Source organism: Moritella sp. JT01, from assembly GCF_001574435.1.
Classification (GTDB): Bacteria; Pseudomonadota; Gammaproteobacteria; order Enterobacterales; family Moritellaceae; genus Moritella.
Genome location: NZ_LOCN01000001.1, coordinates 98,217 through 111,841, shown reverse-complemented (window position 1 = coordinate 111,841; position 13,625 = coordinate 98,217). Strand labels below are relative to the sequence as shown.

Below are 13,625 nucleotides of genomic sequence, written 5' to 3'. Positions count from 1 at the left end.
TAATATCAATAACGAATATCGCTAATGGCTGTTTACCATAGCAACAAGTCGTATCGACATGCCGCTTAATTCATCACCGACTTGCTGCAACTCACCAATACTCTTATTCATTGCTTTTACGCTCAACTCATTCGTCTTAGTGACCAATGTTACTTTTTCACTTGCAGACAATACACCCGTAATATTTTCATTGGTATTCACAACATTGCTTGTTACACATGCAATTTGACCACTCATATTCGTTACCGCATCAATAATTTCAGCGAATGTTTCAGCATTCGTTTCAACGGCTTCATAACCATTATTTACATCTGATGCGCTTTTTTCAATTAACAGCTTAATTTCATTGGCTGATTCTGTACTGCGTTTTGATAGATTACGCACTTCATCTGCCACAACCGCAAATCCACGGCCGAGTTCGCCCGCTCTCGCCGCTTCAATCGCCGCATTGAGCGCAAGTAAATTAGTTTGATTAGCGATATCGGTGATCACCATAATTGCCTTTTCAATCGCGTCATTACTGTCTTTAATATCTGACATAGAAGTAATCGTGGCAGTCATCGCCACCGAACTATTATCAGCTTGCTCTTCAACTCGTTGCGAATCATTACTTACCGTTTGAATTATGTCACTGGCATCACCAACGAGTAATGCTGTATTTTGCAGTAATTCATTAATATGCCCAGTTGCTGATACCTGCTCTCCGACACCATCATCAATGTCTTTTGCGTATTTCGACATTTCTGTTAAATGGCAGGTTAAGTCATTTGATGTCTGCACCAATTGAGTAACAGTCTCACTCACTTGATTAAATAATTGCTGTAATTCTTCACGACTTTGTTCCGCAGAATGAGAGGCTGATTCGGCCGCTTCAAGCGCCGTATTATTACTACTAATGGCCTTGTCACGTAACTTACTGTTGTAGTGGTTAGCGAACCAAATAGCCAAAGGTGGTAAAAGCAAAGCAGAATAATGCTCAACCTTGGCATCTTTGGCCGATAAAACCAATTGTGGTAGTTCATAGCCCGTATAATCCATCACCACCATCACCACATAAACGGCGACCATGATCACCGACCAGAAAAAACCTGATTTAGCATTAATTAATAGATAAGCAAAAATCGTCATCGCAGCAACCCACATAATTGAATGAGAAGCAGCCCCACCAGTTTGAAACATCAGATTGGATAAATGAATCATGCCACCAAACAGCATGACGTTACCCGTAACAATAGGATTAACCGCCAGTTTAACTAAGCTAATACTGCCTAAGAAGCCGAACAGCATAATAACCGACGTCGTCACGAGCGCTGCCACCTCTAAATTGTTCCATTTGATCGCGCTATAGCCACCAACAATGATCCCGACTAAAGCAAAAGTGATCACCCCCATGCTTTTAATTTTATCATCGTCAGTTTGTTGATCGCGTAGCAGAAACTGGTAAAAGTGGCTTAAAAATGATGACATCTATAATCCTTTATTTAAATAACATAGAATAAAACAGCATTTAAGAAACTAACATGCTTCATACTCGAACACCATGTCACTATCACTAAAGTGTTACACCTCGGACAGTTTAGTTAAAACACATTGCAGCCGACAATAATGCTTGCGTATAGGCATGTTGCGGTTGATTGAAGACAGATTCAGTTTCACCTTCTTCAACAACCTTACCCGCTTTCAACACTAATATACGATGACTCACAGCCCGTACAACACTTAAATCATGGGTGATAAATATATAACTTAATTGATGCTGTCGCTGTAATTGACACAATAAATCTAAGATCTGTTTTTGCACCGTCCGATCTAATGCAGATGTAGGCTCATCTAAAATTAATATTTTTGGCTTGAGTACTAAAGCACGTGCGATTGCAATACGTTGACGTTGTCCACCCGAAAATTGATGTGGGTAGCGTACTAAGGCATCCGCAGGTAGTGCAACATCAATCAAGGCTTGCTTAACCGCTATTTCGATTTCAGCATCACTGTGCTTGCCCTGCACCTCTAAACCCTCACTGATAATCTGACGTACCGACATGCGTGGGCTTAAACTACCAAACGGGTCTTGAAAGACGATTTGTAACGACTGACGATAAACGCGCATAGCAGTCAAATTTAGTCCTTGCAGATTAGTACCGTTAAAATAAATATCGCCTTCACTCTCAATCAACCTCAATAAACCGCGTACCAAGGTGCTTTTACCAGAGCCACTTTCGCCAACAATACCAAGCGTTTCACCTTCATTTAATTGCAACGACACACCGTCAATGGCTTTAACATGATCGTAAGTACGCTGCCAAAGCCCTTTTTTTAGTGGGAACCAAACTTTGAGATTTTTTATCTGTAATAACGGTCTTGTGGATAGCAACGCGCGTATGTCACGTTGTGGTTCAGCATCCAGTAAGGTTTTGGTGTAAGTGTGCTGAGGATCTGAAAAAATGCGCTCTACAGCACCCATTTCCACAATCTCACCCTGTTTCATCACCGCCACATCATCGGCCAAATGTTTAACGATATTCAGATCATGGGTGATCATTAATATCGCCATTCCCAATTTAGCTTGTAATGATTTTAACAATTCCAAAATTTGTAATTGCACAGTAACATCGAGCGCAGTTGTCGGCTCATCTGCAATCAATAAATCCGGTTCATTCGCTAATGCCATGGCAATCATCACGCGTTGACGTTGACCGCCCGATAATTCATGCGGGTAAGAGTCTAATCGTTTTTTTGGTTCAGGTATCGCGACTAAATCAAGCAATTCAAGACAACGTAACTGGGCTGCCTTTTTATTGAGTCCCTGATGTAAGAAGAGTATTTCTGATATCTGTTTTTCAATGGTATGCAGAGGATTAAGCGAGGTCATCGGTTCTTGGAAGATCATACTCGCCATATTACCACGTAGCGATTGCATCACGGCTCGATCTTTTCCTATCACTTCTTTACCCATCAACTTAATACTGCCCGCGGGATAGTTCGCCGCAGGAAACGGTAATAACTGCAGAATAGATAATGCAGTCACTGATTTACCTGAACCACTTTCACCCACCAGCGCAAATGTTTTACCTTTCTCAATATTAAACGAGACGTGCTCAACGACTTGTAGTTGACCAAAACTAATCGATAAGTCGTTAACTTCAAGTACCAGCGGTTTCGCTTCAGCGTTATTCATCACGCCCCCTTACGAGGATCAAACGCATCACGCGCCGCCTCTCCAATAAAGACTAATAACACCAAAATTACCGACATCGACACAAATGCAGTAATCCCCAACCAAGGCGCTTGTAAATTATTTTTACCTTGCTTAATTAACTCACCTAGCGACGGTGACCCCACTTCTAAACCAAAACCAAGAAAGTCTAACGAGGTTAATGTGGTTAATGCACCCGTAAAAATAAACGGCATAAAAGTCATCGTGGCAACCATGGCGTTAGGCAGAATATGTTTAAACATAATGGCTCGGTGAGATTGCCCCAACGCTTTCGCTGCAATGACATATTCGAGATGACGACCACGTAAAAATTCAGCACGAACCACATCCACCAATGCCATCCAGCTAAATAACAGCATAATACCTAACAACCACCAAAAGTTAGGTTGCACTAAACTGGCTAAAATAATTAACAAAAATAGCATAGGTAAGCCGGACCAGATCTCAATAAAGCGCTGGCCATAAAGATCGATACGACCACCAAAGTACCCTTGTGTCGCGCCCACGGCTACACCTATGATCGTACTAAATATGGTCAGGGTAATCGCAAACAACACTGAGATACGGAAGCCATAGATAAGCCGCGCTAATACATCGCGACTCTGATCATCTGTGCCTAATAAATTTTGACTGTCCGGTGCAGACGGCGCAGGTACTGTTAAATTATAATTAAACGTATCATAGCTAAACGGGATCAAAGGCCACCACATTTCCCCTTGCTCTAAAATAATATCTTGAATATATTCATCGCGATAATCAGCGGGAATATCGAGTTCACCACCAAATTCCAACTCGCTATAATCATATAAAATAGGTAAGTAATAACTTTCGTTATAGCGTACTAATAACGGCTTATCATTCGCAATAATATCGGCACATAAGCTCAATAAAAATAACCCACTGAACAACCACAACGACCAATAACCGCGTTTATTATGTTTAAAGGTTTGCCAACGATTTAAGTTCATCGGATTTTGTTTAATGCGGTGCCACGTTACGATCCACCCCATTATGATTGCGCCTCAAAGTTAATGCGTGGGTCAATGATCATATAGGTAACATCACTGATTAATTTAATAATCAGTCCCATTAGCGTAAAGATATACAAGGTACCAAACACCACCGGATAATCACGATTAATCACCGACTCAAAACCCAATAACCCAAGCCCATCTAACGAGAAAATAATTTCAATCATCAAAGAACCCGTAAAGAAAATACTGATAAGCGCAGCCGGTAATCCCGCAATCACTAACAGCATGGCATTGCGAAATACATGTCCGTATAACACCTGATTTTCGGTCAATCCTTTGGCTCTCGCCGTGACCACATATTGCTTATTAATTTCATCTAAAAATGTATTTTTGGTCAGCAAGGTTAAGGTAGCAAAACTGCTGATCACTGAGGCCAAAATAGGTAAGGTTAAATGCCAGAAATAATCTTTAATTTGCTCGAAGGTCGTTAATTCATCGAAGTTAGCAGAAGTGAGCCCACGTAAAGGGAACCAATCAAAATAGCTGCCGCCCGCAAATACCACAATCAGTAATAGCGCAAACAAAAAGTTAGGTATCGCGAAACCAATTACCACGGCACTCGAACTCCACACATCAAATGATGAGCCGTGTGAGATGGCTTTCTTTATCCCCAAAGGAATCGAAATAAGATACACCAAGATCGTGGTCCACAACCCTAACGAAATCGACACAGGTAACTTATCCAATACCAGGTCTATAACAGAGCTATCGCGAAAAAAGCTATCGCCAAAATCAAATTGTAAATAGCTTTTAAGCATCAACCAATAACGTTCATATAAGGGTTTATCAAATCCATATAGCCGCTCTAACTCTTTTATATATTCAGGATCAATACCTTGTGCGCCACGATACTGTCCACCACTATCATGATTTAAATTAACTTTTACTTCACCCTGACTATTACCATCAACGCGACTGGTTGCTGACGACTCAATTCCTTGTAATTTAGCTAAAGACTGCTCAACAGGCCCACCTGGTGCCGCTTGAATGATAATAAAATTAAGAGTGATAATGCCCAACAGCGTCGGGATCATGAGTAAGCAACGACGCAGAATATAATTCCACATTTACCTAGTTCCCTTTATTACTAGGTTTGTCTTCTTGCCACCAACTATCAATGGCTAAACCATACTTAGGTAACTGTGTCGGTCGCTGTATTTGCTGCCAATATGCTACGCGGTAACTGCTAATGTGCCATTGTGGGATCACCAAATTTTTCCACAATAAAACCCGATCAAGCGCTTTCGTCGCAGTAATCAAACTGTCACGATCTGCGGCATTAATCACTTTTTTCACCAGAGCATCAACCACAGGATCTTGTAAGCCGATACGATTGAGCGTACCAGGTACATTGGCAAACTCACTGCCCCACATACTTAGCTGTTCATTACCCGGCGATAGGCTTTGGCCTTGTATCAGGGTGCATATATCAAAATCAAAGTTATTCAATCTGTTCACATATTGTGAAACATCAACAATACGAATTTCAGAAGCAATACCAATTCGTTGTAAATTTTTACGAAATGGCTGAATAACGCGTTCAAACGACGGGCTATAAACTAAAAACTCCAAACTTAATTGTTTACCGCTAGCATCCACCATCTTGCCTGATTTTAACGTCCAACCCGCTTGTTTCAACAAGTGAATCGCTTGGCGCTGTTGCTTACGAATTCGGCCATCACCTTTAGTTTTATCGAGTGTATAAACTTGGGTAAACAGCTCTGCGGGTAATTGTGCTTTAAAAGGCGTAAGCAGGGCTAATTCGTCCCCTTTAGGGATGCCCCTTGCTGCGAGTTCTGAATTACTAAAGAAACTATCCGAGCGCTTATAGGCACCATAAAATAACGTTCGATTGGTCCATTCAAAATCAAACATTAACCCCAATGCTTTACGTACATTGGGATCTTTAAATTTGTCTCTACGTAAATTAAACCAAAATGCCTGCATGCCTTGTGGATTCTGATGTTGGATCTCTTCCTTAATGATTTTACCGGAAGTAAATTTATTACCTTGATAACCCGTCGCCCACTGTTTAGAAATATTTTCAGCTCGGAAATCAATATAGCCCGCTTTGAAGGCTTCAAAAGCAATGCTGCCATCTTTGTAATAATCAAAAATAATATGTTTAAAGTTATAACGGCCTCGATTTACCGGTAAGTCTTTCGCCCAATAATTATCATTACGCAGATATTCAATACTACGACCCGCATCAAAGGCCTTCATCGTATAAGGCCCTGAACCGAGTGGTACATTAAATGTCGCTTTCGCAAAATCTTTACCTTGCCAGTCTTTCTCAGAAAACACCGGTAATTTTGCCAATATTAAGGCTAACTCTTTATTCTTGTTGTCTTTTAAATTAAATTTAATAACGGATTTACTTTCGACTTCAACACTGGTGACATCTTTGTATTGCGCGCGTAATTGCGGTACACCTTTCTCTATCAATACATCAAAGGTAAATTTCACATCCGCTGCGGTTAACTCAGACCCATCAGAAAATCGAGCCTTGGGATTTAAATGAAAACGAACCCAACTACGATCTTCTGGCACTTCGATGTATTCAGCTACCAGACCATATAAAGTAAATGCTTCATCGCTGCTTTGCTGCATCAAGGTATCAAATAAGTATCCGGTACCACTTCCTGAGATGCCTTTAACGATATAACCATTAAAGTTATCAAAACTGCCCATAGCAGCACGTCGTAGCGTACCTTCGCGCGGCGCCGTTAAGTTAACATAATCGAAATGGGTAAAGTCTTCAGCATAATTAGGCTCGCCATGCATTGCAATTGCAGAGCGTAGAGACGCGGTCGTAACAGCGGTGCTCGCGGTAGCGACTTGGGTAGATAATAAAGATGTAAGAAATAATAATGCAGCACTAAGCGATTTATTCATGGCTAGGTCCCTCCGCCCGATAAAAGTACTCATTCAATTTACTTACTAAAATAATAGCATTTAACTGTAATTAACAAGGATATAGATGCGAAAGAGACAAAAATGTTCACCTTATATCCATATTTATTACATTAGGGTTATAACCTACACGTTGTAAATGACACCAAGCTATCCTTGCTGGCGTCGAACATAAAGCGCGAGGTTTTCGCCAGTGAGTGGCTTACTCGCATAAAAACCTTGGTAAAAACTGCATTGCTGGCGTTGTAAAAATTCAAGCTGCTGGCGGCTTTCAACCCCTTCAGCTGTCACATTAAAGCCCATGTGTTTTGCCATCGCCAATACGGCTTCCACTATCGCCATATCGGACACGTTATAAGGTATCCCTTGAATAAATGAGCGATCAATTTTTAGCTCATTCGCTGGCAAACGTTTTAAGTAACTTAGCGACGAATAACCCACACCAAAATCATCCACAGCAAAACTCACACCGATATTTTTTAAGTCGGTCATTTTACGGATAGCGTCTTCCGCATGCTCAATAACCACAGATTCGGTGATCTCTAAGTTGAGTTGCATCGGATCCATACCGGTCTCATCCAATACCATCAATACCGAATCAACAAAATTATGATCATGAAATTGTCGGGTGCTCACATTGACGGATAATTGCGGTACATTAACACCTTGTAATTGCCATTCAACAAATTGACGACATGCGGCCTGTAATACCCATATACCGATTTCAATAATAAGATCGGTTTCCTCAGCAATCGGAATAAATTCGGCAGGAGATATTTGTTGTTTACCGCCTAAATGCCAACGCACTAACGCTTCAACACCAATAATCTCGCCACTTTGCACCATATGTTGCGGTTGGTAATGCAAAAACAATTCATTCTTAGCAATTGCACTTTTCAGGCAATTGTAAATATGCAAACGCTTATCTGCTTTACGCTGCATTTTCACATCAAAGAAAGTGACTTTTTTGCGTCCATTTGATTTAGCTTGATACATTGCCGTATCCGCTTGTTTTAACAAATCAGCCGTTTCTTGGTCTTTACTTGGAAATAGCGTTACACCAATACTTGCTCCGATATACAAAGCTTGCCCCTTATATAGATAAGGCTGGGAAATGCGCTCGATTAATTGTTCAGCGAATAGATTGGCGTGTTGCTCGGCATGCATTGGATTTTCAGACAAATCAGGTAACAAGATGACAAACTCATCCCCTCCTAAGCGAGAAATTAAATCTTGATCTCCTTGTATTTCTCTTAATCGCTGAGCGACTTCGACTAATATTTCATCACCAACGGCATGACCTAGCGAATCATTAATGGCTTTAAAATAATCCAGATCAATAAATAATAATGCACCAATTACCTGGTTATTGATTGCAGCTTCATAATGCATATCAATTTTTTGATTCAGTAAGCGGCGATTAGCTAACCCTGTTAGCGCATCAAAAAAGGCCAAGCTGTGGAATTGTTGTTGCGATTTACTCGCCGTTTCTACCGATAATGCACACTGTAATTCGTTATCCATTAACCGTAAATTACGTTGGACTAAGTTTGCAATAGATTGACAAAAAGAGGAGATGAATACCGACGTACTATCGCGTGCTTGCATACCATTAAAATTAATCGCACCAATTAATTTCTCGCCTTTAAATAAGGGCGACACCAAATTGACCACGCTTGATTTATAGTCACTAATATCAGTATGTTGAAAAACAATTAAGCCGGACTTAAGCTGTGCAACATCTTCAATACTAAACCCTGTATCAAGGTCGAGTATTGATATGTACCGTGGTAATAATGGCATCACGCCAGCAAAAATATCCGTAAATAAATGGATCTTGACATCAGCAATATTTAAGGTTTTTTGGGTTTCATTGACAAGGTTATCAACAAAGAAAATAAACTCATCGTGACCACACCAATCTATAACACTTAACTGTAATAACACGTGGTCAAGGTGTGTAGCATCTGCAACAAGCTCATCACGTAAAGTCGTCATATTACATTTATTAATCATAGTATTGGTATCAGTAATTATTTAATTTTATTATCAATAGGACTAGACATAATGCCTAAGCATGGAGTCGAAGACAACGAATTTAACATAAATGCTTATAAATGTTTAATGCGTCACACTTTTAAGGGCTTTCAAAAACTAAATTATTAAATGTGATCCAGATCACTTTATTTAAACCTGAAAGTCGTATTCTGAAGTTGAACCAATTTAAGGGTATTACACAAGGAGATGTCTATGACATTTGAAATAACCAGTAAAGAAATTAAAGTTACGGCTCCTATGCAAGAAAAACTTGCGATGAAATATGCGAAGTTAGAACGCTTCAATATTCCAATGATTAATCCGCACGTAACGATTACGAAAGACAAGAATAACGTTAAAAAAATTGAGGCTAGCATTCATCTTCCTCAAGGCCAATTACTCGCAGTTTCTGAAGGAGAAGATCTTTACGCTGCTATTACGATTTTAGGCCAAAAGCTAGAGCGTCAATTAAATAAATACAGCGAGAAACACTCCGCGCATAAAAGCGGTAAAGAGCAGTGTCGCGCAGGTGTAATTAGTGGTGAAGAACTCCCTGTTGAAAAAATTTCTGACGATGAGTTAGAGCTCGCAGAATATTAACACGAAGACTAAAATTTCCTGATTCTCTCTTTATTTGAGGAACAACAAAAAAGCGCAGCATAGGACTGCGCTTTTTTTATTTCTGCAGTTTTCTCCAGACACCTTGACTTTGACCCGCTAGATAAATAAATTAAACAATCAATTATAAATAAATGTGCACCATTAGGCATATATATCCATATAACCTTATAGAGTACGCACAAGGATCCTATTTCATGGCAGACCTCAACGATATTAGAACTCGCATTACCACGCTTGATAATAATTTATTAAAACTATTATCCGAACGCAGAGAATTAGCCATTGAAGTGGCAAAAAGCAAGCAATCGACGAGTAAACCTGTACGCGATCAAGATCGTGAACAACAACTACTAGTGCGTTTAATTAATCAAGGTCGTGAACTTGGTCTAGATAGCAATTACATCATGAACATTTACCATACGGTTCTTGAAGATTCAGTACTATTACAACAAGCCTTTTTACAAGAAATTAAAAATCCAAATGCAGCGGTATCGGTCGCACGCGTTGCTTTTCTAGGTGACAAAGGCTCTTATTCAAACCTCGCGTGTAAAAAATACTTTGCGCGTCAAGATGACCGCTTAGTAGAATTAGGCTTCCCGACATTCCAAAAAATCATCACTGCAGTAGAAAAAGGTCAAGCTGACTACGGCATGCTACCTATTGAAAATACCTCTTCAGGCAGCATTAATGATGTTTACGATCTATTACAACACACAACGTTATCGATTGTTGGCGAACTAACACAGCCAATTGAACACAGTTTAATCACGACTTGTGATACTGATTTGTCAAAAATTAAAACTATCTATGCCCATCCACAACCATTTGCGCAGTGTTCATTGTTTTTAAGTGCACACCCACACATTAAAATTGAATTTGTGGACAGCTCATCAGCAGCAATGGCGAAAGTAAAAGAGCTTAACAGCGAAAATGCCGCTGCAATTGGCAGTATTACCGGTGGTGAACTGTACGGTTTACAACCTATTCGCACCGGTTTAGCAAATCAAACTGAAAACTACAGCCGCTTTATTGTTGTGGCACGTAAACCCGTTGATGTGGCGGTACAAATACCAGCAAAAACCACCTTCACAATGTCTACAGGCCAACAAGCGGGTTGCCTAGTTGAAGCATTGTTAGTATTACGCGAACAAGGCATCAATATGACGAAATTAGAATCACGCCCTATCCAAGGTAACCCTTGGGAGGAAATGTTCTATATTGATGTCGCCGCTAATTTACAATCCGAAAAAATGCAAAATGTAATTAAACAACTCACCCGTATTACCAACCAATTAAAAGTATTAGGTTGTTATCCGAGTGAAGATGTCGCCGCTACAGATGTACCAGCAGAACTACTATAGTTTATAAGTTCATGATTAGTTTATAAGTTCATGATTGTAGTTTAAATGACACATAAAAAAAGAGCATCATCGAGATGCTCTTTTTATTTGTCTTCAAAAGGATTAATTAAACTATTGCGTCATTATCTACCCAAAGAACTGACGGTTATCGTTTGCTTGTAACAGTAGATTGCGGCTTTCTTGCAAGAATTGCGTTGAATAATCACCAAACCAATCTGATACCATTTCGAACGAACGGATGAAGCCCTCTTTATCGTTACGCTCTAACATCTCAGCGGCTTGCATGAAGCGCTCAGCATAACGGCGGATCATCGCCACATTATTATCTGACGCTAAAATAATGTCTGCATATAACGTTGGGTCCTGTGCAAACAGACGCCCTACCATGGCTAATTCTAAACGATAAATTGGCGAACTCAGGTCCAGTAATTGCTGTAAATCTGGATTTTCTTCAGCCAAATGTGCACCATATACAAACGTTGTAAAGTGACGTAAGGCTTGGATCAAAGTCATCGCTTCATCATGTTGCTTAGCATCAACATCATAAATACGCGCGCCCCAGATCTGCATTTGATCTAACAGCCACTGATATTGCTCTTTACCACGGCCATCACAACACACAATAACTTGCTTCGCCAAATTACCAACATCAGGGCCAAACATTGGATGTAAACCGACAACAGGGCCTTCGTGCGCATTCAGCATCGCTTGCAACGGCTTATTCTTGATACTGGTGATATCAGCCAATACGCAATCTTTGGGTAAACGGCCTAACTTCGCGATAATAGTTTCTGTTAGATTAATGGGTACCGAGACAACCACAAGTCCTGCATTGGCAAATAAAGTGTCAGCCTTATCCCAATCACCTTGCTCAAGAATATCAACCTGATAACCAGACAGACGGAACATACGCACAAACAGCATACCCAACTTACCCGCACCACCGATAACCACAATACGGCCCAAATCGGGTTTTACGGTTTTGAAACCTGAGTCTTTTTCAGATGCATACGACTCACGCATAACACGGCGTAATACATCTTCAATTAGATCTCCAGGCACACCTTTTTCCTCCGCTTCTTCACGTCGTTTTCCCAACATCGCGGTTTCACGTTCAGGTACATAAATAGGTAAGCCATGCTCACTTTTTATTTCACCAACTTCAGCCACTAACGCTAATCGTTGTGCTAATAAGTCGACCAACTGCTGGTCAACATCATCTATTTTATCTCTTAATTTACCTAACGGATCCAGTTTCACTGACCATGCACCTCATGACGTCCTTGCCGTACTATTTACTTAGATATGTACGACCTACAGACTATGTTCTTTTAGCTAAACAGCCACTTAATTCAATTGCTGTTTCACGTAATAATGTGTCAGTCGTATCCCAGTCGATACATGCATCCGTCACCGAGACACCGTATACCATATCCTCAATCGGTTGTTCTGACGATTGATTACCACCCTTTAAGTGACTTTCAATCATGACACCGATAATCGACTTATTGCCTTCTTGGATCTGGTGAATCACGTTTTTCGCCACTAATGGCTGTAATTCGTGGTTTTTGTTTGAGTTAGCGTGACTGCAATCAACCATCAAGCTTGGGCGTAAACCCGCTTTGACCATGTCTTGCTCTGCTAATGCAACAGCAACTGAATCATAATTTGGTTGCTTACCACCACGTAAGATCACGTGACCATCAGGATTACCCTGAGTTTGGAGCAATGCAACTTGACCGTCTTGATTAATGCCCATGAAACGATGTGAATGTGACGCCGACTTCATCGCATTGATTGCGGTTGATAAGTTGCCATCAGTACCATTTTTAAAACCAACAGGCATTGACAGACCAGAAGCCATTTCACGGTGAGTTTGTGACTCAGTAGTACGCGCGCCTATCGCAGACCAAGAAAATAGCTCCGCAAGGTATTGTGGGCTAATTGGATCAAGTGCTTCTGTTGCTGTTGGGATCTCCATTTCAGCAAGCGTAATTAATAATTTACGCGCATTGATTAAACCCGTTTCAACATCAAATGAACCATCCATATGCGGATCATTAATTGCGCCTTTCCAGCCAACTGTTGTACGTGGTTTTTCAAAGTACACTCGCATCACGATATACAGCTGGTCGCCTAATTCGTCATGCAGGGCTTTTAATCTGTGAGCATATTCTAACGCGGATTTATCATCATGAATTGAGCAAGGACCACACACCACAAGTAAACGTGTATCTTTACCAGCGATAATATTAGCAATCGTTTCACGGGCGGTTTGTATATAGCCAAGGGCATGATTCGAAATAGGTAATTTAACTTTTAATTCGGAAGGCGTCATCAATACTTGTTCAGAACAAATATGCACATTATTTAAGGTGTCTTTTTCCATTACGTTGCTCATATATCCTATTTATTATATACAAACAACATACCGTAGCAGAATGT

10 protein-coding genes are annotated in these 13,625 nt (G+C 40.4%); 2 read left to right on the top strand and 8 right to left on the bottom strand.

The genetic code is table 11. From position 1 onward, the window contains the following. Window positions 1–21: 21 nt before the first annotated feature. The 6 genes from AKG98_RS00485 to AKG98_RS00460 form a co-directional block, all read right to left on the bottom strand. Window positions 22–1,467 carry a methyl-accepting chemotaxis protein gene (locus AKG98_RS00485; RefSeq protein ID WP_067039725.1) on the bottom strand — a complete coding sequence of 482 codons (1,446 nt, stop codon included), beginning with the start codon at window positions 1,465–1,467 and terminating at the stop codon, window positions 22–24. Between the two features lie 109 nt (window positions 1,468–1,576). Further along, on the bottom strand, window positions 1,577–3,175 hold the full coding sequence (locus AKG98_RS00480; protein ID WP_067039723.1) for an ABC transporter ATP-binding protein: 1,599 nt from the start codon (window positions 3,173–3,175) through the stop codon (window positions 1,577–1,579). Next, a complete protein-coding gene (locus AKG98_RS00475; protein ID WP_067039721.1) occupies window positions 3,175–4,224 on the bottom strand; it encodes an ABC transporter permease in 1,050 nt (349 codons plus the stop codon). The genes AKG98_RS00480 and AKG98_RS00475 overlap by 1 nt, the downstream gene beginning before the upstream one ends. Continuing rightward, window positions 4,224–5,315, bottom strand: coding sequence for a microcin C ABC transporter permease YejB (locus AKG98_RS00470; protein ID WP_067039713.1), 1,092 nt, complete (start codon window positions 5,313–5,315; stop codon window positions 4,224–4,226). Before AKG98_RS00470 ends, AKG98_RS00475 begins: the two co-directional genes overlap by 1 nt. A gap of 4 nt (window positions 5,316–5,319) precedes the next feature. Beyond that, the gene (locus tag AKG98_RS00465; RefSeq protein ID WP_067039710.1) at window positions 5,320–7,143 is read right to left on the bottom strand and encodes an extracellular solute-binding protein; all 1,824 of its coding nucleotides are present in this window, start codon (window positions 7,141–7,143) and stop codon (window positions 5,320–5,322) included. A gap of 168 nt (window positions 7,144–7,311) precedes the next feature. Next, the gene (locus AKG98_RS00460) at window positions 7,312–9,159 is read right to left on the bottom strand and encodes a bifunctional diguanylate cyclase/phosphodiesterase (protein WP_228140166.1); all 1,848 of its coding nucleotides are present in this window, start codon (window positions 9,157–9,159) and stop codon (window positions 7,312–7,314) included. Window positions 9,160–9,411: 252 nt separating this feature from the next. Here AKG98_RS00460 and hpf point away from each other — a divergent pair, with 252 nt between their 5' ends. Both hpf and AKG98_RS00450 read left to right on the top strand, forming a co-directional pair. Beyond that, a complete protein-coding gene (gene hpf, locus AKG98_RS00455) occupies window positions 9,412–9,798 on the top strand; it encodes a ribosome hibernation-promoting factor, HPF/YfiA family (protein ID WP_067039704.1) in 387 nt (128 codons plus the stop codon). Between the two features lie 215 nt (window positions 9,799–10,013). Next, window positions 10,014–11,180 (top strand): chorismate mutase, encoded by a 1,167-nt coding sequence (locus tag AKG98_RS00450; protein ID WP_067039701.1) that lies wholly within the window; start codon window positions 10,014–10,016, stop codon window positions 11,178–11,180. A gap of 126 nt (window positions 11,181–11,306) precedes the next feature. Here AKG98_RS00450 and tyrA read toward each other — a convergent pair whose 3' ends face one another. Beyond that, window positions 11,307–12,440 carry a bifunctional chorismate mutase/prephenate dehydrogenase gene (gene tyrA, locus AKG98_RS00445; RefSeq protein WP_067039698.1) on the bottom strand — a complete coding sequence of 378 codons (1,134 nt, stop codon included), beginning with the start codon at window positions 12,438–12,440 and terminating at the stop codon, window positions 11,307–11,309. A 61-nt stretch (window positions 12,441–12,501) separates the two neighbouring features. Next, window positions 12,502–13,569 carry a 3-deoxy-7-phosphoheptulonate synthase gene (locus AKG98_RS00440; RefSeq protein ID WP_067039695.1) on the bottom strand — a complete coding sequence of 356 codons (1,068 nt, stop codon included), beginning with the start codon at window positions 13,567–13,569 and terminating at the stop codon, window positions 12,502–12,504. Window positions 13,570–13,625: the final 56 nt, after the last annotated feature.

Bases quoted from the DNA above. Each gene is read 5' to 3' on its own strand.
- AKG98_RS00465 (WP_067039710.1), bottom strand. From the start codon at position 7,143: ATGAATAAATCGCTTAGTGCTGCATTATTATTTCTTACATCTTTATTA.
- AKG98_RS00450 (WP_067039701.1), top strand. From the start codon at position 10,014: ATGGCAGACCTCAACGATATTAGAACTCGCATTACCACGCTTGATAAT.
- AKG98_RS00460 (WP_228140166.1), bottom strand. From the start codon at position 9,159: ATGACGACTTTACGTGATGAGCTTGTTGCAGATGCTACACACCTTGAC.
- AKG98_RS00485 (WP_067039725.1), bottom strand. From the start codon at position 1,467: ATGTCATCATTTTTAAGCCACTTTTACCAGTTTCTGCTACGCGATCAA.
- AKG98_RS00470 (WP_067039713.1), bottom strand. From the start codon at position 5,315: ATGTGGAATTATATTCTGCGTCGTTGCTTACTCATGATCCCGACGCTG.
- AKG98_RS00440 (WP_067039695.1), bottom strand. From the start codon at position 13,569: ATGGAAAAAGACACCTTAAATAATGTGCATATTTGTTCTGAACAAGTA.
- AKG98_RS00480 (WP_067039723.1), bottom strand. From the start codon at position 3,175: ATGAATAACGCTGAAGCGAAACCGCTGGTACTTGAAGTTAACGACTTA.
- AKG98_RS00475 (WP_067039721.1), bottom strand. From the start codon at position 4,224: ATGGGGTGGATCGTAACGTGGCACCGCATTAAACAAAATCCGATGAAC.
- hpf (WP_067039704.1), top strand. From the start codon at position 9,412: ATGACATTTGAAATAACCAGTAAAGAAATTAAAGTTACGGCTCCTATG.